Annotated in this window: 24 protein-coding genes; 8 read left to right on the forward strand and 16 right to left on the reverse strand. The window is 36.2% G+C overall.

Features of this window, described 5'->3' with window-relative positions; translation table 11 throughout:
• Positions 1-415: 415 nt before the first annotated feature.
• The 3 genes from ffh to folD all read left to right on the forward strand — a co-directional run bounded on the left by ffh (position 416) and on the right by folD (position 3,104).
• Positions 416-1,744 (forward strand): signal recognition particle protein, encoded by a 1,329-nt coding sequence (ffh, locus tag EYD45_RS16095; protein ID WP_130965694.1) that lies wholly within the window; start codon positions 416-418, stop codon positions 1,742-1,744.
• A 43-nt stretch (positions 1,745-1,787) separates the two neighbouring features.
• Positions 1,788-2,162, forward strand: a complete 375-nt coding sequence (locus EYD45_RS16100; RefSeq protein WP_130965695.1) for a four helix bundle protein — start codon at positions 1,788-1,790, stop codon at positions 2,160-2,162.
• A 66-nt stretch (positions 2,163-2,228) separates the two neighbouring features.
• Positions 2,229-3,104, forward strand: coding sequence for a bifunctional methylenetetrahydrofolate dehydrogenase/methenyltetrahydrofolate cyclohydrolase FolD (gene folD / locus EYD45_RS16105; RefSeq protein WP_130965696.1), 876 nt, complete (start codon positions 2,229-2,231; stop codon positions 3,102-3,104).
• Positions 3,105-3,110: 6 nt separating this feature from the next.
• Here the strand turns inward: folD and EYD45_RS16110 are convergent, their stop codons facing one another.
• The 8 genes from EYD45_RS16110 to EYD45_RS16145 are packed head-to-tail and all read right to left on the reverse strand — an operon-like array spanning position 3,111 to position 8,862.
• Entirely contained in the window at positions 3,111-3,536 is a 426-nt protein-coding gene (locus EYD45_RS16110; RefSeq protein ID WP_130965697.1) for a VOC family protein, read from the reverse strand.
• A gap of 12 nt (positions 3,537-3,548) precedes the next feature.
• On the reverse strand, positions 3,549-3,731 hold the full coding sequence (locus EYD45_RS16115) for a hypothetical protein (RefSeq protein WP_130965698.1): 183 nt from the start codon (positions 3,729-3,731) through the stop codon (positions 3,549-3,551).
• A gap of 44 nt (positions 3,732-3,775) precedes the next feature.
• Complete coding sequence (rluF, locus tag EYD45_RS16120; protein WP_130965699.1) at positions 3,776-4,537, reverse strand: 23S rRNA pseudouridine(2604) synthase RluF; 762 nt, start codon at positions 4,535-4,537, stop codon at positions 3,776-3,778.
• An 18-nt stretch (positions 4,538-4,555) separates the two neighbouring features.
• Entirely contained in the window at positions 4,556-5,383 is an 828-nt protein-coding gene (locus tag EYD45_RS16125; RefSeq protein ID WP_130965700.1) for an alpha/beta hydrolase, read from the reverse strand.
• Entirely contained in the window at positions 5,384-5,749 is a 366-nt protein-coding gene (locus tag EYD45_RS16130; protein ID WP_130965701.1) for a cupin domain-containing protein, read from the reverse strand. It lies immediately after the preceding gene.
• Between the two features lies 1 nt (position 5,750).
• Positions 5,751-6,725 (reverse strand): YitT family protein, encoded by a 975-nt coding sequence (locus EYD45_RS16135; RefSeq protein ID WP_130965702.1) that lies wholly within the window; start codon positions 6,723-6,725, stop codon positions 5,751-5,753.
• Between the two features lie 4 nt (positions 6,726-6,729).
• Positions 6,730-7,287, reverse strand: a complete 558-nt coding sequence (locus EYD45_RS16140) for a hypothetical protein (protein WP_130965703.1) — start codon at positions 7,285-7,287, stop codon at positions 6,730-6,732.
• Positions 7,288-7,320: 33 nt separating this feature from the next.
• A complete protein-coding gene (locus EYD45_RS16145; RefSeq protein ID WP_130965720.1) occupies positions 7,321-8,862 on the reverse strand; it encodes a helicase HerA-like domain-containing protein in 1,542 nt (513 codons plus the stop codon).
• A gap of 55 nt (positions 8,863-8,917) precedes the next feature.
• On the opposite strand from EYD45_RS16145, the gene EYD45_RS16150 reads away from it, so the two are divergent.
• Entirely contained in the window at positions 8,918-9,364 is a 447-nt protein-coding gene (locus EYD45_RS16150; protein WP_394343503.1) for a Rid family detoxifying hydrolase, read from the forward strand.
• Positions 9,365-9,369: 5 nt separating this feature from the next.
• Here the strand turns inward: EYD45_RS16150 and EYD45_RS16155 are convergent, their stop codons facing one another.
• Positions 9,370-10,077, reverse strand: coding sequence for a hypothetical protein (locus tag EYD45_RS16155; RefSeq protein ID WP_130965704.1), 708 nt, complete (start codon positions 10,075-10,077; stop codon positions 9,370-9,372).
• A gap of 156 nt (positions 10,078-10,233) precedes the next feature.
• On the opposite strand from EYD45_RS16155, the gene EYD45_RS16160 reads away from it, so the two are divergent.
• Positions 10,234-10,863 carry a 7-carboxy-7-deazaguanine synthase QueE gene (locus EYD45_RS16160; RefSeq protein WP_130965705.1) on the forward strand — a complete coding sequence of 210 codons (630 nt, stop codon included), beginning with the start codon at positions 10,234-10,236 and terminating at the stop codon, positions 10,861-10,863.
• A 50-nt stretch (positions 10,864-10,913) separates the two neighbouring features.
• Here the strand turns inward: EYD45_RS16160 and EYD45_RS16165 are convergent, their stop codons facing one another.
• Positions 10,914-11,459, reverse strand: coding sequence for a DUF2911 domain-containing protein (locus EYD45_RS16165; RefSeq protein WP_130965706.1), 546 nt, complete (start codon positions 11,457-11,459; stop codon positions 10,914-10,916).
• Positions 11,460-11,779: 320 nt separating this feature from the next.
• Here EYD45_RS16165 and EYD45_RS16170 point away from each other — a divergent pair, with 320 nt between their 5' ends.
• The gene (locus EYD45_RS16170) at positions 11,780-12,085 is read left to right on the forward strand and encodes a DUF202 domain-containing protein (RefSeq protein WP_130965707.1); all 306 of its coding nucleotides are present in this window, start codon (positions 11,780-11,782) and stop codon (positions 12,083-12,085) included.
• Positions 12,086-12,096: 11 nt separating this feature from the next.
• Here EYD45_RS16170 and EYD45_RS16175 read toward each other — a convergent pair whose 3' ends face one another.
• From EYD45_RS16175 to EYD45_RS16195, 5 genes are all read right to left on the reverse strand, one after another.
• A complete protein-coding gene (locus EYD45_RS16175) occupies positions 12,097-12,591 on the reverse strand; it encodes a DUF4468 domain-containing protein (protein ID WP_165453954.1) in 495 nt (164 codons plus the stop codon).
• Between the two features lie 11 nt (positions 12,592-12,602).
• Complete coding sequence (yiaK, locus tag EYD45_RS16180; RefSeq protein WP_262708622.1) at positions 12,603-13,616, reverse strand: 3-dehydro-L-gulonate 2-dehydrogenase; 1,014 nt, start codon at positions 13,614-13,616, stop codon at positions 12,603-12,605.
• A 135-nt stretch (positions 13,617-13,751) separates the two neighbouring features.
• A complete protein-coding gene (gene gatB/aspS, locus EYD45_RS16185) occupies positions 13,752-17,102 on the reverse strand; it encodes a bifunctional amidotransferase subunit GatB/aspartate--tRNA ligase AspS (RefSeq protein ID WP_130965710.1) in 3,351 nt (1,116 codons plus the stop codon).
• On the reverse strand, positions 17,102-18,502 hold the full coding sequence (locus EYD45_RS16190; RefSeq protein ID WP_130965711.1) for an amidase family protein: 1,401 nt from the start codon (positions 18,500-18,502) through the stop codon (positions 17,102-17,104). The genes gatB/aspS and EYD45_RS16190 overlap by 1 nt, the downstream gene beginning before the upstream one ends.
• 3 nt (positions 18,503-18,505) lie before the next feature.
• Positions 18,506-18,775 carry an Asp-tRNA(Asn)/Glu-tRNA(Gln) amidotransferase subunit GatC gene (locus EYD45_RS16195; RefSeq protein WP_207303322.1) on the reverse strand — a complete coding sequence of 90 codons (270 nt, stop codon included), beginning with the start codon at positions 18,773-18,775 and terminating at the stop codon, positions 18,506-18,508.
• Between the two features lie 230 nt (positions 18,776-19,005).
• Here EYD45_RS16195 and EYD45_RS16200 point away from each other — a divergent pair, with 230 nt between their 5' ends.
• Positions 19,006-20,025, forward strand: a complete 1,020-nt coding sequence (locus tag EYD45_RS16200) for a dipeptide epimerase (protein WP_130965712.1) — start codon at positions 19,006-19,008, stop codon at positions 20,023-20,025.
• Positions 20,026-20,044: 19 nt separating this feature from the next.
• Here EYD45_RS16200 and EYD45_RS16205 read toward each other — a convergent pair whose 3' ends face one another.
• Complete coding sequence (locus EYD45_RS16205) at positions 20,045-21,181, reverse strand: porin (protein ID WP_130965713.1); 1,137 nt, start codon at positions 21,179-21,181, stop codon at positions 20,045-20,047.
• Between the two features lie 491 nt (positions 21,182-21,672).
• Here EYD45_RS16205 and gyrB point away from each other — a divergent pair, with 491 nt between their 5' ends.
• A complete protein-coding gene (gene gyrB / locus EYD45_RS16210) occupies positions 21,673-23,613 on the forward strand; it encodes a DNA topoisomerase (ATP-hydrolyzing) subunit B (protein ID WP_130965714.1) in 1,941 nt (646 codons plus the stop codon).
• The last annotated feature ends 54 nt before the right edge of the window (positions 23,614-23,667 follow it).

Below are 23,667 nucleotides of genomic sequence, written 5' to 3' on the forward strand. Positions count from 1 at the left end.
AAAATTTCAGTGCCTTTTGAAAATTCCTTAAGTGTAGATTTATTAATTAATTCATCTAACAACCTTGGTTTTAAAAAAGACAATAAGTTTTTATCAAATTCCATTAATTGTTGGTTGGCTTTTCAGGTTGCACACAACGAGATTTCGGATATGCGCCGTTGGTAATACTTCGACTAAACTCAGTAACAGGCTTATATTCGCCAGTAAACCAAGTTCGGTTATTTTTCTGACAAAATCAAGCTAAAAGCGCTTTAAATTTAAATTAATTGTTTTATAAAAACATAAAGTTTTACTTTTTGGTAAAACCCCAAATCAACCTTACAAAAACCAAATATTTCGCTATTTTTGCAATTCAAAAATTAAATACAAAAAGACAGACTGCTCAGTGCAACTGTCTACTGAATACTGAAAAATTATGTTTAATAATTTAAGCGATAAATTAGATAAAGCTCTACACGTTCTAAAGGGACACGGTAGTATTACCGAAGTAAATGTAGCCGAAACTTTAAAAGAAGTAAGACGTGCGCTTTTAGATGCCGATGTTAACTTTAAGATAGCCAAACAATTTACCAACACCGTTAAGGAAAAAGCACTGGGACAAAACGTATTAACTACGTTACAGCCAGGGCAGTTAATGGTAAAAATCGTAAAAGATGAACTAACCCAGCTAATGGGTGGTGATGCTGAAGGCATTAATTTATCGGGTACACCAAGTGTAATTTTAATGTCTGGTCTACAAGGTTCTGGTAAAACCACGTTTTCCGGTAAACTTGCTAACTACCTTAAGAATAAAAAGACCAAAAAGCCTTTATTGGTAGCCTGTGATGTGTATCGTCCTGCAGCGATTGACCAGTTGCACGTGGTTGGAGAACAAATTAATGTGGAGGTGTTTAGCGATAGAGGTAATAATGATCCTGTAGCTATTGCCCAAGCCGGTGTTGCCTACGCCAAAGCAAACGGATTTAATGTGGTAATTATAGATACCGCAGGTCGCTTAGCAGTGGATGAGGCGATGATGACCGAGATATCCAATATTCATAAAGCAATCCAGCCACAAGAAACACTGTTCGTTGTAGATTCCATGACGGGTCAAGATGCGGTAAATACAGCAAAAGCCTTTAACGATATCTTAAATTTTGACGGTGTTATCCTTACCAAATTGGATGGTGATACACGCGGTGGTGCTGCTATCTCTATTAAATCGGTAGTAAATAAACCTATCAAATTTATTGGTACTGGCGAGAAGATGGAAGCCATTGATGTGTTTTATCCATCACGTATGGCAGATCGTATCCTAGGGATGGGAGATGTGGTGTCTCTTGTGGAGCGTGCCCAAGAACAGTTTGATGAGCAAGAAGCGAGAAAGCTTCAAAAGAAAATTGCTAAAAACCAATTTGGTTTTGATGATTTCTTAAAGCAAATCCAACAAATCAAAAAAATGGGGAATATGAAAGACCTTGTAGGTATGATTCCCGGTGCAGGTAAAATGATGAAAGATGTAGATATTGATGATGATGCCTTTAAGGGTATTGAAGCCATTATCCACTCCATGACCCCAAAAGAACGTTCAAATCCATCGGTATTAAATGCAAGTAGAAAGAAACGTGTTGCTAAAGGTTCAGGAACTTCTGTACAAGAGGTAAATCAACTGTTGAAGCAATTCAACCAAATGAGCAAGATGATGAAAATGATGCAAGGTGGCGGCGGTAAAAAGATGATGCAGATGATGAAGAATATGCGTTAATTCAGTTCTCAGTCTCAGTCTCAGTCTCAGTTTTCAGTAGTTTATGGATTTTAAAGATTTACTAGCTTATAAGAAAGGATTTGAATTATCTATGTTGATATTTGAAACTTCAAAATCTTTTCCTAAAGAAGAAACCTATTCTTTGACTGACCAAATAAGAAGAAGTTCACGCTCAGTTTGTACTAATATTTCAGAAGCTTACAGAAAAAGAAGATATCCGAAGCATTTTATCAGCAAACTAACCGACGCTGATGGAGAGAATTCTGAAACAAGTACTTGGTTGGATTTTGCTTTCGAGTGCAAATATATTTCCAAAGAAAAATACTCTGATTTTATTAATCAAAATAATGAAATTGGAAAACTCATAAACTATATGATTCATAATCCAGAAAAATTTGGAGTTAAAACAGAAAACTAAATTACGGCATGAGTGGAAGTGCTGAGTAAGAACTGCGACTGCGACTGCGACTGAAAACTAATAAAAATGACAATTTTAGACGGTAAAAAAGTAAGTAACGACATAAAAAACGAAATAGCAGAACATGTAAAATCCATGGTTGCTAAAGGCGAAAAAGTACCGCATTTAGCCGCTATTTTGGTAGGTTCAGACGGGGCGAGTATGACGTATGTTGGTGCTAAGGTAAAGGCTTGCGAGCGTATAGGTTTTAAATCGACACTTATTGAAATGCCCGAATACACTTCGGAAGAAGAACTACTAGAAAAAATACACCAGTTAAATACTGATGACGATATTGATGGGTTTATAGTGCAACTGCCTTTGCCTGATCAAATTGATGAGCAGAAAGTATTGATGGCGGTAGACCCTGATAAAGATGTAGACGGATTTCACCCTACCAATGTGGGGAGAATGGCACTAGATTTGCCAACGTTTTTACCAGCTACGCCTTACGGAATTATGGAGTTGCTAGAGCGTTATCAAATTGAAACCTCTGGAAAAAATGTAGTTGTTATGGGTAGAAGCCATATAGTTGGTCGCCCGATGAGCATTTTAATGAGTCAAAAACGTCCAGCAGGTGATGCTACGGTGACCGTAGTTCATAGTCGTTCTAAAAACCTAAAAGAAATTACCAAAGCAGCAGATATTGTTGTTGCTGCTATTGGGATTTCAGAGTTTTTAACAGGAGATATGGTTAAAGAAGATGCCGTCATTATTGATGTTGGTATTACTAGAGTTCCAGATCAAACCAAAAAGAATGGTTACCGACTTGCAGGCGATGTACATTTTGAAAGTGTGAGTAAAAAAGCAAGTTATATTACGCCAGTTCCAGGAGGCGTAGGCCCTATGACTATTGCAATGTTGTTGAAAAACACCCTTTTGGCAAGAGAGCGTCACGGTTAGAATACGTTACTTAGCGAATAGTTGAGACATATCTTTAAAGGCTTTAAACTCTAAAGCATTACCTGCTGGGTCGAAAAAAAACATAGTGGCTTGTTCGCCAACCAAACCTTCAAATCTTATATAAGGTTCAATTACAAATTCAATATCTTTTTGCTTGAGGCGATCGGAAAAACTTTGAAAATCGTTCCAAGCCAAAACAACGCCAAAATGTGGTACAGGTACATCTTTTCCATCCACAGCATTGGTATGCACATCTTTGGTGTCTTCTTTAGGTTTATAATGAATCACCAATTGATGCCCAAAGAAATTAAAATCTACCCAATGGTCGCTGCTCCTTCCTTCCTCACAGGCTAAAACATCCCTGTAAAAAGTTCTGCACTCAGCAAGATTGTGAACAGGAATTGCTAAATGAAATGGTTGTACACTAGACATTGCTTGAGTGAATTAAGCAGATTTTTTACCATATTTGAACATAGAAGTACCAGCTATAAAAAAGATAAGACCTAAAATAGCCAGTGCCCATGGACTAAGTGAGTTAACTATTGGCGTGCCAAAAATTCCTAAAACGCCTAAAATTAAACCTGCCATTCCTACTAGGGTTAAAATCAATGCTAAAGTTCGTATCATGTTATTTAGATTTTTTCAAAAATAAGAATATTTAATAAATGTGGTTATTTTCCTCTTATCTCTCTTTTTGATGGCGTAAACGTTTTTTTTGAATCACTTATAAGTTTTGATAGCGTTCTAAACTCATCCTTTGTTAACTCGCGATATTGCCCAACAGGAATATCTAATTTAATATTCATGATGCGCACCCGTTTTAAAGTTTGCACTTCGTAGTTTAAATAATCACACATGCGCCGAATTTGGCGATTCAACCCTTGGGTTAGTATAATTTTGAATTTGGTTCTCCCAAGTTTTTCAACCTCACATTTCTTTGTGGTTTGTTTTAATTCTTCAAGGTAAATACCACCGGCCATTCGATTAATAAAGGTTTGCGATATGGGTTTGTCAACGGTAACGATGTACTCTTTTTCATGATTATTGCTTGCACGAAGAATTTTATTAACGATATCTCCATCATCAGTTAAAAGAATTAGTCCTTCACTGGGTTTGTCCAATCTTCCAATAGGAAAAATACGTTTTGAATAGTTAATAAAATCAATAATATTATCTTTTTCAACAGAAGTATCCGTTGTGCAAACAATACCAACAGGCTTGTTGAAAGCCAGATACACAAATCTGTCTTTGGTATTTTTTATAGTTTCGCCATCTACAGCAACAACATCGTTAGGAGCGATTTTTGTTCCCATTTCTGGAACAACGCCATTTATTGTAACACGCCCCGCAGCAATGAGTTTATCTGCTTCTCGCCGTGAGCAATATCCAGCTTCACTTAAAAATTTATTAATGCGTTTTAATGGTTCTGTCATAGTGTAAAAATAAGCATCTTATTTTTTTAAGAACTTAATTATATCCTTAGTTACCGAAGTGCTGTTTAATGAGTGTCCTAGCCCTTGGGTAGAAATCAAATTGCTGTTTTTTAAACTCTGATTTATAAGTTTGGCATCAGAATAAGGAATAATCATATCCTTGATATCATGGATAATCAAACCTTCGGTTTCAATGTTTTTTGAGAATTTTGAGGTGGAAAATTCACTGGGTTTAGCGCCAAATTTTCTGAGGATTATGCGATGCAGGTGCTTTTCAATTTTTCGGTTATATCCCAAAAGTTGAATATAGTTTTTTAGAATAGTTTCAAACTCTGAAGGTGCTCCAAGTAGAACCAATTTATTTAAAGAAGACAGCTGATATTTTTGCTGAAAAAACACTGCGGCCATTCCTCCAACTGAATGACCAATGATAACTTCGGGGTTGTATTTTTGAGCAACTACATTTATAAATTCAGAGTATAAAAGCGCATTGAATAATTTACTGCCTGATGCACCATGAGCAGGAGCATCCAGAGCAACAATATTAAAGCCCTCAGCGATAAAATGGTGTATTTTGTTTTTCCACCGGGCGGAATTACTTTCCCAACCATGAACTAATAGTATTGTGCTTTTATCTCCCTTCCAATGATATGTGGCTATTTTAAAATTTTCATAGATTAAATTCTCCTTTCTTGCAGAATTTAAGAATGCTATCTGTTGCGCTTTAAGGCTACCTTTTCTAGGCTTAGAAAATATGTGAAGCGCTTTTTTAGCGGCATAATCCCCTGAGATATGACTTAAAACGTTGAGGTAAGTACCGATAAGATTAATCACAAATTTTTCCATTTAATCTTCTCTATTAACCAATTCCATTGAAAAGGCAGGAGTACAAATAGCAATATATTCGCAAGCTTCAGAAAACGGATTTGAATATTGTACTCTAGTGTTCTTTTCAATTTTAATAGATTGACCAGCTTCCAAAACCACAGTTTCATTATCTATGATAAATTGTTTTTTTCCACGGATGATAAAGGTGTATTCATCAAACTCAGGCGTTTGAAATGGTTCGCTCCAGCTAGGAGGTGCAACCATATGGGCAATACTAATTTTAGAATTACCATTAGTAGCGTTACCAAAGTGCTCTTTTATAATTTTACCATCAGTAGTGGGTACTATAAATGGTTTTTTTTGAATGGTATATGGCTTCTTCATTTCAATCTTTAAATGGTTTGCGCTTTATCATCCCGCCTTTGATATCTTTTGCAATACCCATCACGAGAAACGCTTTTCTATCAATTTTATCAATTTCTGTTCTCAACCTTGGTAGCTCTAAGCGGGTAATAACAGTGTAAATAATATCCTTTTCTCCTGTTTCACCTTCTTTTCCGTAGCCACCTTGGCCCTTGTAAACGGTACAAGCACGACCTAATTTTTTAGTCAGCATCAACTTAATGTCGTCGTTTTTCACAGAAATAATGGTAAGTCCAACATATTCCTCAACACCTTCAACAACAAAATCAACTGTTCGTGCAGCTGCTAAATAAGTCAATATGGCATAAAGGGCAGTTTCAACCGAAAGTACATAAGCACCAAAGGAAAAGATAACGATATTAATAATTAGAAGTACGTCGCCAACAGTGACAGAGAGTTTTCGGCTTAAATAAATGGCAAGTACTTCGGTGCCATCAATAACGCTTCTTCCGCGCATTGACATACCAATACCCAAACCTAAAAAGAAACCTCCAAAAATCGCGATAAGTAATTTGTCTTCGGTAATTTTTGGATATTCTACATAATGCACAACAATAGCTAGAAAGCTAATAGCAACAATACTTCTTAACGCAAATTTTAAGCTGATGGTACGTGATGCCAATATGATAAACGGAATATTTACCAAAATTAAAAGAACACCCAGCTTTAGAGATGTGATATTTTCAAGCAATAATGAAATTCCGGTTGCACCACCATCTATAAAACTATTAGGTAGTAAAAATCCTTTAAGTCCAAAACCAGCTGCAAATACGCCTATAACAATAAAAAAGTATTCACTTAGTGTATGTTTCAATTCAACATACAAGCGTTGTGCCAATGGAATCACTTGCTTTTTGCTTACAGGTGTATCTGTTTGTTTTTTTTGTAGTCGCTTACGAGCTACATCTACGAGTATTTTGGATAAGAATGGATTCAAATCATTAGTGCCAGTTTATAAAAAAGTACTTAATTTTTGCATTATCGGGAATATGAGTAGCCTCAATTTGAAGATCCATGTCTATTCGTAAATTCGATGGTAATTCCTTTTTGTCAATCGTAAAACTAGCATTAATGCTTTTTACCGTTACTACAATTGAGTTGATTAAGTTGTCAATTCTTGAAATCTTATAATTATCCGTAATATCCTTGAATGTACTTAAAACGGTAATATTTTTATCAGTTTTATAACGTTCATCAATAATTTGAACCGTTTCAAATACTGAAGTGGAATCTAAGGCTTCAGAAGGTTCCAGAAGCAGTAATTGTTTCCCTATTTTATCTAAAATTTCAATATTGTTTTTGTTTCCAGTAAACTCGTCGCCTCCAATTCGTTTCACGATAGAATCATTTGGAAATACAAGTTTTAAGTCTTTCACTTGAGTTGAATCTGTCAATAAGCCAACATGTTGTTTTGAAATTTCAAATGGGTCTCGTTCGTTATTACATGCCATAAAGCAACATAACAACGTAAAAACTGAATATTTAAGCAATCTATGCATGGTATTAAAATTAAGTTGGGGCTATTTATAAAATTACTTTCGCATTACTTTGGTAAGAATGCCAAAAACGCTCCTAATAAATGTAGCACTGGTAAGCACTTTTACCACCGGATTCATTCGTGAACTTTTGCGACGTGATGATGTACTTCGCTTTTTTGCTTTTGCTTTTTCGAGCGCTTCTTTTTCTTTTTTTGCTTTTTCTTTTGCTTCTTCGGCTTCAGCTTTTTTTATTTTTTCGTTCAATAATTCATAAGCACTTTCACGGTCAATGTTTTCATTGTACTTCTTAGTCAATTTTGATTTAGAAAGTAACGCAGCCAATTCGGTATTTGTTAAAACATCCATTCTGCTCATGGGTGCACGCATCATTGTAGCAGCAAGTGGCGTTGGTCGTCCTTTTTCATCCAAAGCAGAAACTAAGGCTTCTCCAATACCCAGAGAGGTTAACACTTCAGTGGTGTCATAATATTCAGAATCTGGATAATTTTGAGCGGTTAACTTAATGGCTTTTCGGTCTTTTGCGGTAAAGGCTCTTAAGGCATGCTGTACCTTTAATCCAAGTTGCCCTAAAACCTCTTCGGGGACATCCGCTGGATTCTGGGTAACAAAATATAAGCCCACACCTTTACTTCTGATGAGTTTTACAATACTCTCAATTTGATCTAAAAGCGCTTTCGAAGCTTCATTAAATATCAAGTGTGCCTCGTCAATAAACATCACGAGTTCTGGTCTTCCGCTATCGCCTTGTTCTGGAAATGTGGAATAGATTTCTGCCAATAAGCTCAACATAAATGTTGAAAATAGTTTTGGTCTATCTTGAATATCTGTAAGCCTAATAATATTGATGTACCCACGACCGTCGTTATCAACTCTCAATAAATCATCCACATCAAAAGATGTCTCTCCAAAAAACAAATCAGCTCCTTGTTGCTCTAATTCTATTATTTTACGAAGAATTGCGCCTGTTGAAGCGGTTGAAATACGGCCATAAGCCTCAGTGAATTCTGCTTTCCCTTCTTGAGTGGCATATTGCAGTATTTTTTTAAAATCTTTTAAATCGAGTAAAGGCAGTTTATTATCATCACAATATTTAAAGATGACTGAAACAATGCCAGATTGGGTTTCAGTTAAATCTAAAATTCTTGATAATAATACAGGGCCAAATTCGCTCACGGTAGCACGTAATCGAACACCATCTTGCTCTGAGAGTGTTAACACTTCAATAGGAAATGATTTTGCTTCAAATGGTAGCCCAATTTTTTCATGACGTTCATCAATTTTTGGGTGACCCGGACTTGGTTGTGCTAATCCGCTTAAATCGCCTTTTATGTCCATGAGAAGCACAGGGATTCCCTTTTCGCTAAGGTTTTCAGCTAGTACCTGTAAAGATTTGGTTTTACCAGTTCCTGTGGCTCCGGCAATTAAGCCATGGCGATTCATGGTTTTTAATGGAATTTTTACATGTGCTCCCGTAACGGTTTCACCATCCAACATTGCGGCACCAAGTGTAATGGAATCTCCTTTAAATGTATTGCTATCGGTTATAATTTTAGAAAAGTCATCAGTTCTGCTCATCATCAAAGTTTTGATAAAAATAGTGTAATTTTAATCAACTAGAAAATTGATTATTATGATGAAAAGCGTATTCATTCCAATTTTAAGTATTACTGTTTTTTTGATGGCTTGTGATGCAAGAAAAAGTGAAATTGTATTTCATAAATCGCATGAACCCAAAAGACAGAATGTACCTTTTAGCGATGCCGTTGAAACTAATGATTTTTTATTTCTGGCAGGACAAATTGGAAAAAACCATAAAACGGGTAAGTTAGTAGAAAGTGGTATAAAATCAGAAACCAAACAGGCTATTAAGAATATTCAAGCTGTACTCCAACATCATAATTTGGACCTAGATAATGTTGTGAAATGCACCGTTATTTTGAAGGATATAAATGAGTTTAAGCAGTTTAACGAAGTGTATACAACATATTTCACAAAAAAACCAGCGAGAACCACGTTTGCGGCTGCAGGTTTAGCGGCGAATGCTAATATTGAAATTGATGTAATTGCAGCGAAGTAGTCTGTTTACTTAATTTTTTCAATGTAAATGTTGGATGTACCAGCGCTTCGCATTACCGCAGGAGCAGAGTTACCGCCCCTTATGGTTTGTACGCTAATAGTTTGGCCAGCTGTGATATTAAAAACCTCAGTAATATGTAGAGAAGCTTCAAGATGTCCAGCATTATGTCTAACATATCCTGTGTTTCCTATGGTTCCTGTTGGTGTCCCGTTAATAGCTATTTGAGACTCCACTGAAACTCTTTGATCTGTATTACCTCCAATTGTAGGTACGGTATATGAAATATTTACAGTAATTCGATATCGCCCTGAAGTATTAATGGTTAGTAAGTTTCCTGCAACGGTATATAGTGCGGTATCGTCGTTCCATTCTAAATTGCCAAAAATCGGGATATTGGCATAAGCTCCATTATTATTAATGTTTGTTGTAGTGTCAGTATTACTATATTTAACGGATGAAGGGTGTGAAATCTTACTCCAATTAGGTGTTGCTATCGTGCCATTGTTGAACTGAAACTCATTAAGGTCTGTGTTAAACACCATCAATCCCATTGCAGGATTTACAATGGCATTAATCTGTGCAGTGGTTAATCTAGGAATAAGTATTCCCATATCGGTAGATTCTATATCTAAAATAGAGGAATTGTCAGGATTAGTGGTGCCTATACCAACTTGTGCATAATAACAACTGATACTACTGATTAAAAGAACCAACAGTGAGTAGGTTATTTTATTCGTTTTAGGGGTTTTGAGAGACTATTTTTGCTATTAATTCCAAGCAAAGTCATAAAAACACGATGAAACACTAAAAAAATACGATAAAATGTAATTTGTAATAAAACTATTTTGAATTTGTATCTTTGCGCGCTCATGAATAAAGAAATAGAAAAATTAGTAGAAAAAGGCCTGATGTTACCTTTAATGGAGGAGTTCTATACCATCCAAGGGGAGGGCTATCACAAAGGGACGGCAGCTTATTTCATTCGTATTGGTGGATGTGATGTAGGGTGTCATTGGTGTGATGTGAAGGAAAGTTGGAATGCCGATTTGCACCCGCCAACAGAAACCAGCCACATTGTTAAGAACGCTAAGAAATATAGTGATACCATCGTGGTTACTGGTGGCGAACCACTAACTTGGGATATGACGGAGTTAACCGCTCAACTTAAAGCTGAAGGTCTACAAATTCATATTGAAACGTCTGGGGCGTATAAGTTAACAGGTACTTGGGATTGGATTTGTTTGTCTCCAAAGAAAATCAAATTACCAACAAAAGAGATTTATGAAAAGGCAGATGAGCTAAAAGTAATCGTTTATAATAAAGACGATTTTCGTTTTGCAGAAGAACAAGCTGCTAAAGTAAACAAGGATTGTATTTTGTATTTACAGCCTGAATGGAGTAAACGCGATAAGGTTGTTCCTGAAATTGTAGATTATGTCATGCAGCACCCAAAATGGAAAGTGTCATTGCAAACCCATAAATATTTAAATATACCATAAAAAAATACCTTGAGATTTCAAGGCATTTTTTGTCAATATTGTTAAGCTATTTAATTCGTAAAAGGAATAGCAATTCTTTTATTACCCCAGCCCAAGTGCATATGTATACCATTATCCGCTTCTGTAAAAGCAATTGAAAATGCTTCAAGCTCATCGTAACTAGTAGATACTGGAACTGCCAAACGTGCTACATCTTTCGATTCATCATAAAAATATGAGCCCCAAACATTAGTATCGGTGTTAATAACAGCCGTCCATTCTGTTTCTCCTGGGATAACATAAAATGTGTAGGTGCCAGCTTTTATTTCTGTTTTGCCCAATTTCATATCGGTATATAGTGTTAGTTCTGCTGCCTCATTAGCACCAGTACGCCATACTTTTCCGTTAGGAGCTAGTTTTGATACTTCTCTGCCTTTTAGTTGAGGTCTGCTGTATACTATTTTAATAAGTTTGTCAGATACCTTATAATCTCTTGGAAATGCCGCTGCATCCATCGGACTTTTATCTAGTTTTGCAAATTTTTGAGCCTCAATATTTGAGCTCATGAGCATTATAAATGCAAAAGCAAGTGCTGATAAGATTTTTGTTTTTTTCATAATGAATTTTAAGATTTTGATTTTTCAAATTTAAGGCAGAATTCGCTTAAAGTGTTGATAAAAGTCGTTAAGCTTTGTTAAAGTTTACATCCAATTACAATAATTTGGGCGTTACCCACAAGGGGTCGGGCTTTCACGAGTCGCTCTCTGCGAGGAGCTCCAACAATCGCTCAATCCCTAACGCGGGGTATACTAACACCTATTTCAACTCTGTTTATTGAATACCTGCTAAGTTCAACATCGTTAATAACTTAGAACGAAAGTAAAATCCATATATTTTATAGTACATTTGAATATAAATCAAATAAAACCAAAAGGTTTTGAAATTTACCAGAGAATTTAAACCAGATGAAAAAGTAATCCTAAGAGATTATTTAGCAATAGAGCGCACACGTTTAGCTAATGAGAGAACCTTATTGTCTTACATAAGGTCTTCATTATACTTATTAATAGGGAGTATTGCTTTTTTTCAATTGAAGGAGTTTCCTAATTTTAAATATTTGGCACTGGCTTCTTTAGTGTTTAGTGCGCTTTTTTTTATAATTGGTTTGTACAGATTTACGACCCTAAAGCGAAGTTTAAAGCGGTTATATTATATGTCTGAGGATTTAGAAAGTAAAGCCTAAGGGAATATTAATTATTCTGATGTTAAGAAATCATAAAGCCTTGCATTAATTTCATTGAGCACTGCAGGAATAGCTTTAACGTAAGACTTTGTTTTTTTAATCACCTTTCCCTTTTTAAAGTAAGCCTCTCCATTGTTTAAATTAAAATCTTTCCAGCCCATATCGTATTTGCTATTGGCTTTTGTCTGTATTTCCAGGGGTTTAAAGGTGTATTGTCCTTCTTTAAAACTAATTTCCACGACATACTTCATATGGAAATAGCGTTTATCCGCTTGTATAGCATTTTCTTTAATACTTGTTAAGCGGATAATTTGCTTATCCATTTCAGTATCAGGCTTTTTATAAGTTGCTTTAATCCATTTAAGCGCCTTATTAAATAATTGTATTTTAGAAAGCCCATCAACTTTAGAAATTGTGTGTTTCGGACTTAGTCCATCTTTATTAAAAACGAATTTCCCTTGCCCAAAACCAAAAGATGTGCACACAAGAACTAATAAAATAATCAAACTCTTCATTGTTATAATGACATGATTTTATCCCAAATGCCTTTATTTACTGAAATACCGTTTTTTAGGTTTTCTGCTTTTCTTTTTAAACTCCTTTCTCCAGGGTAGTAGGTCTTGTCTTCAGCATGTATAGGCTCTACGTTATGAGTGTAATCTATAATTTCATTTAATAACTTTTCTTGTAGTGCTTTATCGTTAAAAACTTCAGGATAAATACATAAATATACTTGCGAAATACCGGTTTCAATCTCATTTTGGCTAATTCTGTATGTAGAATTTCCTGCAGATAAAATGGTTGCCAGCATGTCTAAAATTATAGAAAGTGCAGAACCTTTCCAAAAGCCTATAGGTAAACCTCGCTCTTTTAAGGAGATTTTCTTAGGGTCTTTTGATAGCTCATCATTATCGTCCCAGCCACCAAAAAAAGGCAGTTTTTCGCCTTTCAACTTGTAATCATTTATTTTTCCAAAAGAAAACTGAGATATTGCCATATCTAAAACAATATGTCCGTTCTCACGTGGTATGGATACAATAAATGGATTATTGCCTATGCGACTGTCTTTGCCTCCCCAAGGTGGCATATTTGGTTGCGTATTGGTAAACAATATTGAAATACATCCAGCTTCTGCCGCTTGGTGTCCATAAGAACCTCCTCTCATCCAATGATTGGTGTTGCGTAGTGCTACCAAACCCATTCCGTGTGCTTTTGCAAGTTCTACGGCTCTATCAGTACACCTTATGGCGTTAATTACACCAGAGCCAAAATTGCCATCCCATCGTTCTATGCTCCCAAAAGTTTCTACTTTTTCTGCCTTGGCATTTATATTGATAATGCCTTTTTTGATATATTCTATAAAAAGAGGAATACGATTGATGCCATGGGAATTCACTCCAAACAAGGTGCTTTCCGTATGTGTTTTAGCTATTAAAAGCGCGTACTCGTTGGTAAATCCATATTTTACAAGCAGTTTTTGAAGTTCGTCCTGCATTTCAGTTTTTGAAACGCGTATCGTTTTTTCTATCACTTTGGTTATGGTATTTTAGTAAGTTTTTGAAAAGACATTTAATTCTTATATAGTGTCTTTAAGTTACAATATATTATAAAAAAATAAAAGCCTCAGATTCCTCTGAGGCTTTTATTATTTATATTGAAAGGTTATCTATTTCTTAATTACCCTAACGTTCATCTCCTCAACTTTTTTGTTTGAAAGTGGGGAAGGAGACCCAAATAATAAATCTTCACTGGTTCCTGTTTTAGGGAAGGCCATTACTTCTCTGATGGATGCTTTTTTCTCTAAAATCATCATTAGTCGGTCAACACCCCAAGCAATGCCGCCATGTGGTGGCGCCCCATAGTGGAAGGCGTTATACATCGTGCCAACACTTTTCATCATCTCGTCCTTACTGTAACCCATGTTTTTATAAGTGGCCTCCAAAATTTCTGGTTTGTGTGCACGTACTGAACCTCCGCCAATTTCGTAACCATTCAAAATTAAATCGTACTGTTGGGCTATGATACTTCCAATCTCTTCTTCTTTTCCATTGATATGCTTTTCAATATCATACACTGCTGGCATTGAGAATGGGTTATGCGTAAATGTCCAGTTGCCCTCCTCGGTTTTTTCAAACATAGGGAAATCTACAACCCATGCTGGTCTTAATTCTTTTGGGTTAATTAATTTTAGCATCTTACCTAACTCCTGTCTTACAGCATCCAGAGCTTTGTTTGCGGTAGCATAATCTGCAGCAGAGAAGAATACAATATCACCCACTTGTGCATTGGTTGTTTGAATAATGCCCTCAGCGATGTCTTCACCTAAAAATTTAATTATAGGGGATTGCAAATCAGATGCATTGACTATAATATAAGCTAAACCTCCCAATCCATTATCTTGGGCAATAGCTGTTAATTTCTCAATCTGACCTTTAGATAAGCGCTTTTTACCTTGCTCTTCGGCCGAAACTTTAATACATTTTACAATACCACCTTCATCAATAGGTTTGCTAAATACTTGGAACGATGTTTCTTTAACAATATCAGTAATGTCTTGCAGTTGCAAACCGAAACGTAAATCTGGTCTGTCACAACCATAACTGTCCATAGCTTCTTTATACGTCAGCACTTCAAACGGATGCAAGATCCATTTTTTGCCATAAATTTTGGTGACTATCTCATTGAACATCTTGGTGTTTAAATCGATAATATCCTGCATGCTGGCATAAGCCATTTCGATATCTAGTTGGGTAAATTCTGGTTGTCTATCACCACGGGAATCCTCGTCTCTAAAGCAACGTGCAATTTGAAAATACTTTTCGTAACCACTTACCATCAAAATTTGCTTAAACTGCTGAGGTGCTTGTGGTAATGTGTAGAAAGACCCCGCTTTTTTTCGTGTAGGTACGATAAATTCACGTGCGCCTTCATCGGTTCCAGCCGTTAAAATTGGAGTTTCAACTTCAAGGAATTCCTGGGCATCAAGAATGTCCCGCATTAACTTAATTACCTTATGGCGATTCACGATAGCCTTTCTTACCGCATCATTTCTGTGATCTAAATATTTATATTGAAAGCGAACTGTCTCGTTGGATTTATGAGCGCGTTTGATTTCGAAAGGCAAGGTTTTAGATAAATTCAGAATATCTAATTCAGAAGTTTCCAATTCAATAGTACCGGTTCTAAGTGCTGGATTGTAATCGTCAGCTTTACGCTGTACTATTTCTCCTGTAACCGTTATAACAGATTCGGGCTTTAGTTTAACCAATTCATCCAGATTGGCGAAAGATTCCCTACTTAATCTCACTTGGAAAATTTCGTAGCTGGAATCGCGTAAGTCAATAAATATCAATTCGCCATGATCTCTAACACTAGAAACCCAGCCTGCTAAAGTAACTTGCTCTGAAATAGATGCTTCACTTAAATCTGATGCTTTGTGGGTTCTGTATTGCTCCTTAATAACAATAGGAATTTCTGGAAGCGTTTCTTCGTCAGCTGAAGTCTGCTTTTGTCCATTTGACTGTGCACCTTCATTAGTGTTTGAATCACTTCTTCCATTGTTTTGAAACCCTTGATTACTTACCGCAACTTCATCCAAAATCCGTTGGCGAATTACTTTCCCTGAAGCGCCTTTTCCAATAATACCGATTACTTTTCCGACTAAAATACCGGCTTTTCCTTGATTTCCAGATTTTATATCGTTAGCTATAGCTTCATTCTCAGAAATAACTTTTGCTATGGCTTCATCTATCTGAGATTGCGAAATTGTATTCTCCTCAAAATATTGATTATAATCAAAAGTTCTATCTTTCAAATACGAGGTGATGGCATTTTGAACCAATACCGACGTAATTTTTTCTTCTTTGAACAATTGAAAAATTTCAATAAGATGTTCAATGCTATGAATGTCTCCATAAGCCTCGGCATCAATGTTATTTACCAATGTTTTTGCTACAAAAGATGGGTCTTTTAATACACCGTTAATCGCCATAAACGTTTTGGAACGTAATGGGTCTGCAGTGAAGAATTTTGCATCTTGCGGTAATACACCGCCTTTTATTAATATAGATTCTACGGCAAAAGGAAGTGCGCTTATATCAACATCAATGCGTTCTACAACATCTTTTATTTTAACAAATGGTAGGTCTGGTTCTGAGATAAAGCGGTAATCTGCCTCAAACTCCTTTTTACGCATGGTTTTGGTCTGTTTCAAATCAGCATCAAACAAAACGGTAGTTTGGTCTGGTCTAAACTCTTTGTGCTCCAAATAATAGTCCAGTTGCTTTTCAACTTCCTCTTTTAGAGCCTCTACCATAAACTTAAACGAGTTTAAGTTTTTAATCTCGGTACGCGGATTTAGGTTGTAATCGCGTTTCTTTCTTAATGATACAGAGACGTCAGATTTAAACTCTCCCTTTTCAAGGTTAGCGTCTGAAATTCCAAGGTTTTGAACAATACGCTGAATATACTGCGCATAAATGGAGGCGTCCTCAATATGGCGAATACAAGGTTCGGTAACTATTTCAATCAGTGGTACGCCAGCTTTATTAAAATCTACCAGCGATACATGTTTCTCATGAATCATTTTGGCGGCATCTTCTTCAATATGCACTTGGGTTAAGTTTACCGTAAACTGTGACCCATCATTTCTAAAACATGACACTTGTCCGTCAGGAATAATAGGGTTGTGAAACTGGGTAATCTGTATGTTCTTTGGGTTATCAGGATACTCATAGTGCTTCCTGTCCCAAGAAATAACTTCATTTTCAAATGTAGATTTTACCGCTTTTCCAAAATAAATAGCTTTAGTAATAGCTTCTTTATTTATGGCGGGCAACACGCCCATTTGCCCTGTGCACACTGAACAAATATTGTGGTTTGGTGTATCAATTTCACCAGCGTTGGCACAAGAACAAAACAATTTTGTTTTGGTATTTAGCCTCACGTGGGTTTCCAACCCGATAACTAACTCCAGTTCGTGTTTTTTAAGTTGCTCGTTTAGTTCCTCCAGTTCCATTATATCGTATCTTTTAAGAAGTTAGCAAACTTCAAAACGAGTTCGTCATTATTTTTAGCGGCCGTAATTTGTAAGCCAGTTGCCGTACCTTGTGGTATGGTAAGTGTTGGTAGTTCTCCTAAGCTAAAACCAACGGTGTAAGCGTCAGATAAGTACATGGCCAATGGATCTTTCAAGCTTTCTCCAATTTTTGGAGGCGTGCTTGGTGTAACGGGAGAAATTATAATATCAACTTCATTAAAATCTTCTTCAAAGTTGGCCATAATTTGATCTCTCAGATTAAGCCCTTTTAAATATATTTCATCGGCAAATCCTTGAGACAGTACCTGGTTTCCACCAACAATTCTTCGCTTTGTTTCTGCTGAAAAGTTTTCAGAGCGAGTTACAGCGTAAGTTTCTTTAAGGTCATCGGCTTCAATACGATTGCCATAATTAGTACCGTCTAATCGCGATAGGTTAGAGGCAGTTTCAGCCATTGCCAATGTATAGTAAGTTGAAACTAAAGTGTTCGATTCAAAAAAATCAAGAGCTTTTACTTTTATGCCTTTCGCTTTAATAGTTCCAATTGCTGATAGAAAATCTGCTTTTATTTCTGCATCAATAGCTTCACTTTCAACAAAGTTCTTAAAATATCCTACGGTTTTGATGTCCTCTGAATACGAGAGGCGCTCTTCAGATATGCTTTCAGAGGCATAAGAGGTTTGGTCCTTAATGTCCTGTCCGCTCATTGCATTTAAAACAATTCGAATATCTTCGATAGATGTGGCAATAGGGCCTACACAATCTGTAGACGATGCATAAGCCATTAAACCGAATCTTGAAATGCGCCCGTAGGTGGGTTTTAAACCATAAACGCCGTTATAACCAGCTGGCTGACGAATAGAACCGCCTGTATCTCCTCCTATAGAAAACACTGTATAGCCTTTCGCTACATTTACTGCTGATCCACCACTAGAACCACCACCAACCAACTCAGGATTGATAGCATTTTTTACTGCTCCAAAAATGGTGTTTTCACTGGACGAACCATGACCAAAACTATCACAGTTTTCCTTTACCAAAGGGATAGCGCCAGCATCTAGCAATTTTTGGATGGCCGTTGCTGTGTAGGCAGATTTGTAGTTTTTTAATAAATCAGAACTTGCGGTAGTGTATGTACCTTGCACCATGTATACATCCTTAATGCCAAAAGGAATACCTTCAAGCAAACCTATGGATTCGCCATTAGCAATTTTAGCATCAACTTTAGCGGCTAAGTCTAAAGCCATAGTATCCAGTAAAGCATTAACCGTGTTATGGGTGTTCTGTTTTAAAGCTTCTAACTTTTCTTGTACCAATTGCGTACAAGATATTTCCTTGTCCATCAATTGCTGATGGATTTTACGTATTTGAGAGTCCATAATCTATGCTTCAATTACTTTAGAAACTACCAAATAGCCATTTTTTTCCTTTGGAAAGTTTTCAATGATGATTTGCTTTTCGGTGGCAGAACTGTCTACAACTACATCGTCTCTCAAATTATCTAAAGACACACCATTATTATGATTATTATTAAAGGCATTATTATTTGATGTATTTGCATTTTTGATTACGTCAAACAACTTGTTCACAGTCTCTGATGGCTGCGCTCCTTTAATACTCGACAAAACGTCGACTGTCATAATTTTACTCATGTCTTTTTGTTAAAAATTTTAGCAGGTAAAATTACAAAAGTTTTTATGTAGAATAAGGGTTTAGCGCTCTAAAGTTGGTGGTATATTTCTATTGCTTTGGAATATTCAAAATATTAGCAATTTTATTGTCAATTTACATAGAAAAACTACAGAATTATAGTAATATTGAAAGTGTATTTTAATATGTGAAACTAATACAGCGCATACATTTCGCTTATTTTTCAGACTGAATGAAGAAAATTTCCCTATCAACAACCCATCATAAATTAATACTGGAATACCCATTTAGTATTTCTAGGTATACAGTTTATGAGCAAGACACGTTGATAGTATCCATTACAAACGGTGAGGTTTCAGGCTATGGAGAAGCTACTGTAAACCCTTATTATGCAAGTACGATAGAGAATTTAAAACGTTCGGTGGAGAGCGTTAACGCGATGTTTCAGGATAATATTGGTATACATCCCGTAAAACTATGGGAATTAATAGAACCCAAACTTCTTGATAATTATTTTGCCTTATCTGCGATTGATTGCGCATATTGGGATTTTTATGCCCGATTAAAAAAGAAGACACTCAGAAGTTTTTGGAGTGAAACAACATCAAAATTACCGCTTACGAATTACACCATTGGGATAGATGACATTCCTGTGATGGTATCAAAAATCCGGCAAAATCCATGGCCCATTTACAAAATAAAGCTTGGGATTGACAATGATTTGGAGATTATTAAGGCTTTAAGAGCAGTCACTAAATCGGTCTTTCGGATTGACGCCAATTGTGCTTGGGGTGTTGAAGAAACTATTGAGAAATCAAAAGTTTTAAAAGATTTGGGCGTTGAATTTATCGAGCAGCCCTTGAAAGCTGATTCCCTTGAGGCCATGGCTTATGTAAAACAACACAGCAAATTACCCATAATGGCAGATGAGAGTTGCCAGCGATTAGAAGATGTAAATCCTTGTGGAAACGTATTTCATGGTATAAACATTAAGCTCATGAAATGCGGCGGTATCACCCCAGCTTTAAAAATGATTGAAAAAGCAAGAGCACTTCATCTAAAAGTGATGGTAGGTTGTATGACCGAATCTACAATAGGTATTTCAAACCTAGTGCAAATCGCCCCGCTTTTAGATTATATAGATGCGGATGGCGCCATGCTTTTAAAAAATGATGTAGCTACTGGCGTAAACTTTAAAAACGGAGCTATTATTTATCCTAAGGGTTTTGGCTCAGGATCAACACTTCTTTAGAACACAAACAGTATTACATTTATTTAATTGCAATTTGGTATTGCAATACGCCCATGCCTTTATAATCTTTTTGTGTCAAGGTGTTAGCATCAAAAATTGGGCGATGTTGATACCCTAAACTTATTTTATTGCCATGAGAGCCATTAATCAAAAAGTTAACGGTTACATCATAAACTGTCATCTTATCGCTAAGGAGGTCCCAATTGGAATGTTGTATGGCAATATTAGGTTGAATTACGGTATCGTAGTTCAAAATACTTGTAGATTTAAATGCATAACCAAATTGCCCATACCAAGTAGTACCCGTACCAATCATTGGAAAGGCAACACCAGCGCCATTAAAGTCTGTGCCTCCTCCTGATGTGGGGTTATTTGCACCAACATTTCGGATATAGTCTTTACCAAAATCATAATCGTAAAAGCCTAAGTAGGCAGTGATAGCGTCACCGTTTATAAGTGGAAGGTTTAAAAAAGAATCTGCTGCAAAGTGCGTCATATCGTAAAATGTGGTAGACGGCAATCGAGCATCGCCATCACTCATAGCATTATTTTGGTGTTGAAATCCGACCCCTATATTAAACACCTTTTTATTCTGCTCGTAAGTACCCACTTGGTAAGCAGATTTATTAGATTCGTGCTCATAAAACTGATATTTAACATATCCCGAAGTCTTAACACGTGGCTTATTATTGGCAAAATTAACTTCACCGTCAGGCACATTGGTGACAAAAAAGGGCCTGTTAAAAGCTAATCTGTAGTCAAATTTACCGGCTTGACCTTTTATCCATGCACCAAATAATCGTCCTATATCGTCATTTTTTTCAACGGAGTTTAAGGTGAACAGGGGAGAGTCCAAACCCATTAAGGTTTTATTGGAGCGTATATTCCATCGGCTTAACCCTTGCCAACCAGATTTACCAACACCAACTTCAAAATACTTGGCAAATGTATATTCGGCATAAAGATCTAAGACTTGAAGTGATATTTCTTTGGTTTTAAAATTAAAATTATTACCGCCAAAAATACTATACACAAATATTTTTGGAGTAACCTGCGAGTATACTGGAATCCGCAATCTGCGAATGGATATATCAAAAAATTCAGATGTAGGCTCTTCTTGTATTAAAGAACCTTCGTTAAGGTCTGAATATCTCATCCATATTTGAGATCTGATATTCCAATGAATTTTTGGTTTTTGTTTTGTTTCAGTTTGACTAAAGATGAATAAGGGAAATGTTAGCGCGATACAAATTAACCATATTCGTAAAACGCCTTTTTTAAGTGTCATGATTATTTACTTATAAAGTTCAGGACAAAATTATACTGAACTTACATACTAAAATGTGACATGCATCATGTTTTGGGAAATATATTTTTTCAGAAAAAAACCAAAATTAGACTTCTAAGGCATTTTTCTTGTTTTCTGCTTTGTGGAGCAATTAAAAAAGCTAAGAAATCAATTTTAAGGCGCTTTTTAGTCGATTTAAGAGTGTTTTGGGTAATTAACAATTGTTGATAATTATTGTATAAACTCGTTAAAATGCTTTTTAACGGCCTCAATATTTCGTATATTTGTTTTGGTTGAGAATGATGCAATTGCGTCATTTTTTTATGAACTAAACTGATAGTAAAATTAAAGAAATTTTTATGAGCGAAGAAGCTAAAAAACACAATTATTCGGCTGATAGTATTCAGGCGTTGGAAGGTATGGAGCATGTGCGCATGCGCCCTTCCATGTACATTGGAGATGTTGGTACAAGAGGATTGCACCATTTGGTATATGAAGTCGTGGATAACTCCATTGATGAAGCGTTAGCGGGACATTGTGATAATATTACAGTAACCATTAATGAGGATAACTCCATTACTACTGAAGATGATGGTCGTGGTATTCCTGTGGGATTGCATAAAAAAGAAGGTGTTTCGGCACTTGAAGTTGTTATGACCAAAATCGGTGCAGGTGGTAAATTTGATAAAGATTCCTATAAAGTATCAGGTGGACTGCATGGGGTAGGTGTTAGTTGTGTTAATGCATTGTCTGAGCATTTAACAGCAACAGTACATCGCGAAGGGAAAATTTGGCAGCAGGAATACGAGCGTGGTAAGCCCTTATACCCTGTGAAAACTATTGGCGATTCTGATAAGAATGGCACGATAGTAACCTTTAAACCAGACCCAACAATTTTTACACAAACACTGGAATATAGCTATGATACTTTGGCCAGTAGATTACGTGAGTTGGCATTTTTGAATAAAGGTATCACTATTCATATAGTTGATAAGCGCTTCAAAAAAGAGGATGGTTCTTTTGAGGGTGAAACATTTCATTCTACGGAAGGTTTAACGGAGTTTGTTACATACCTAGACGCTACGAGAGAACCTTTGATGAAAAATGTGATTGCTTTTGAAGGCGAGAAAAATGGTATTCCTGTTGAGGTTGCTATGATTTATAATACATCGTACGGAGAGAATCTTCACTCTTATGTGAATAATATCAATACACACGAGGGTGGTACGCATTTATCCGGTTTTAGACGAGGATTGACGCATACCTTGAAAAAGTATGCAGATTCTTCTGGACTTACAGATAAATTAAAGTTTGATATTTCTGGTGATGATTTTCGTGAAGGATTGACAGCCATTATTTCGGTGAAAGTGCAAGAGCCTCAATTTGAAGGGCAAACCAAAACCAAATTGGGAAACCGTGAAGTGTCTGCTTCTGTAAGTCAAGCTGTTTCTGAAATGTTAACCGATTATTTAGAAGAACATCCGGATGATGCCAAAACCATCGTTCAGAAAGTGATTTTAGCAGCACAAGCACGTCATGCCGCTCAAAAAGCACGCGAAATGGTTCAGAGAAAAACCGTAATGAGTATTGGCGGTTTACCAGGGAAATTAAGTGACTGCTCGGAGCAAGATCCAGAAAAATGTGAGCTATACCTTGTAGAGGGAGATTCTGCAGGTGGTACAGCAAAAGCAGGTAGAGATAGAAACTTTCAGGCTATTTTACCATTAAGGGGTAAAATTCTGAATGTGGAAAAAGCGATGCAGCATAAGGTTTTTGAGAATGAAGAAATCAAAAATATATTTACGGCATTAGGTGTAACTATTGGTACAGAAGAAGATAGTAAAGCTTTGAATTTATCTAAGTTGCGTTACCATAAAATTGTTATTATGTGTGATGCGGATATTGATGGTAGCCATATTGCTACATTAATTTTGACGTTCTTCTTTAGATATATGAGGGAGTTGGTTGAAAACGGACATGTTTACATAGCTACACCACCATTATACTTAGTTAAAAAAGGAGCCAAAAAGCAATATGCTTGGAGTGATAAAGAGCGAGATGAAATCATTGAGAAATTTGGTGATGGAGCAAAAATTCAACGTTATAAAGGTTTGGGGGAAATGAATGCCGAACAATTGTGGGATACCACTATGGATCCAGAATTTAGAACAATGCGTCAGGTACAAATTGACAATGGAACAGAGGCAGATAGGATTTTTTCCATGCTTATGGGAGATGAAGTGCCACCGCGTAGAGATTTTATTGAAAGAAATGCTATTTATGCCAATATTGATGCGTAAATAGGTATTAGATAACACGCTAATTGTAACCCTAATTCGAAAGAATTGGGGTTA

It is taken from the genome of Hyunsoonleella flava, assembly GCF_004310325.1.
Lineage (GTDB): Bacteria > Bacteroidota > Bacteroidia > Flavobacteriales > Flavobacteriaceae > Jejuia > Jejuia flava.

Bases quoted from the DNA above. Each gene is read 5' to 3' on its own strand.
- ffh (WP_130965694.1), top strand. From the start codon at position 416: ATGTTTAATAATTTAAGCGATAAATTAGATAAAGCTCTACACGTTCTA.
- EYD45_RS16100 (WP_130965695.1), top strand. From the start codon at position 1,788: ATGGATTTTAAAGATTTACTAGCTTATAAGAAAGGATTTGAATTATCT.
- folD (WP_130965696.1), top strand. From the start codon at position 2,229: ATGACAATTTTAGACGGTAAAAAAGTAAGTAACGACATAAAAAACGAA.
- EYD45_RS16110 (WP_130965697.1), bottom strand. From the start codon at position 3,536: ATGTCTAGTGTACAACCATTTCATTTAGCAATTCCTGTTCACAATCTT.
- EYD45_RS16115 (WP_130965698.1), bottom strand. From the start codon at position 3,731: ATGATACGAACTTTAGCATTGATTTTAACCCTAGTAGGAATGGCAGGT.
- rluF (WP_130965699.1), bottom strand. From the start codon at position 4,537: ATGACAGAACCATTAAAACGCATTAATAAATTTTTAAGTGAAGCTGGA.
- EYD45_RS16125 (WP_130965700.1), bottom strand. From the start codon at position 5,383: ATGGAAAAATTTGTGATTAATCTTATCGGTACTTACCTCAACGTTTTA.
- EYD45_RS16130 (WP_130965701.1), bottom strand. From the start codon at position 5,749: ATGAAGAAGCCATATACCATTCAAAAAAAACCATTTATAGTACCCACT.
- EYD45_RS16140 (WP_130965703.1), bottom strand. From the start codon at position 7,287: ATGCATAGATTGCTTAAATATTCAGTTTTTACGTTGTTATGTTGCTTT.
- EYD45_RS16145 (WP_130965720.1), bottom strand. From the start codon at position 8,862: ATGAGCAGAACTGATGACTTTTCTAAAATTATAACCGATAGCAATACA.
- EYD45_RS16150 (WP_394343503.1), top strand. From the start codon at position 8,918: ATGATGAAAAGCGTATTCATTCCAATTTTAAGTATTACTGTTTTTTTG.
- EYD45_RS16160 (WP_130965705.1), top strand. From the start codon at position 10,234: ATGAATAAAGAAATAGAAAAATTAGTAGAAAAAGGCCTGATGTTACCT.
- EYD45_RS16165 (WP_130965706.1), bottom strand. From the start codon at position 11,459: ATGAAAAAAACAAAAATCTTATCAGCACTTGCTTTTGCATTTATAATG.
- gatB/aspS (WP_130965710.1), bottom strand. From the start codon at position 17,102: ATGGAACTGGAGGAACTAAACGAGCAACTTAAAAAACACGAACTGGAG.
- EYD45_RS16190 (WP_130965711.1), bottom strand. From the start codon at position 18,502: ATGGACTCTCAAATACGTAAAATCCATCAGCAATTGATGGACAAGGAA.
- EYD45_RS16195 (WP_207303322.1), bottom strand. From the start codon at position 18,775: ATGAGTAAAATTATGACAGTCGACGTTTTGTCGAGTATTAAAGGAGCG.
- EYD45_RS16200 (WP_130965712.1), top strand. From the start codon at position 19,006: ATGAAGAAAATTTCCCTATCAACAACCCATCATAAATTAATACTGGAA.
- EYD45_RS16205 (WP_130965713.1), bottom strand. From the start codon at position 21,181: ATGAGATATTCAGACCTTAACGAAGGTTCTTTAATACAAGAAGAGCCT.
- gyrB (WP_130965714.1), top strand. From the start codon at position 21,673: ATGAGCGAAGAAGCTAAAAAACACAATTATTCGGCTGATAGTATTCAG.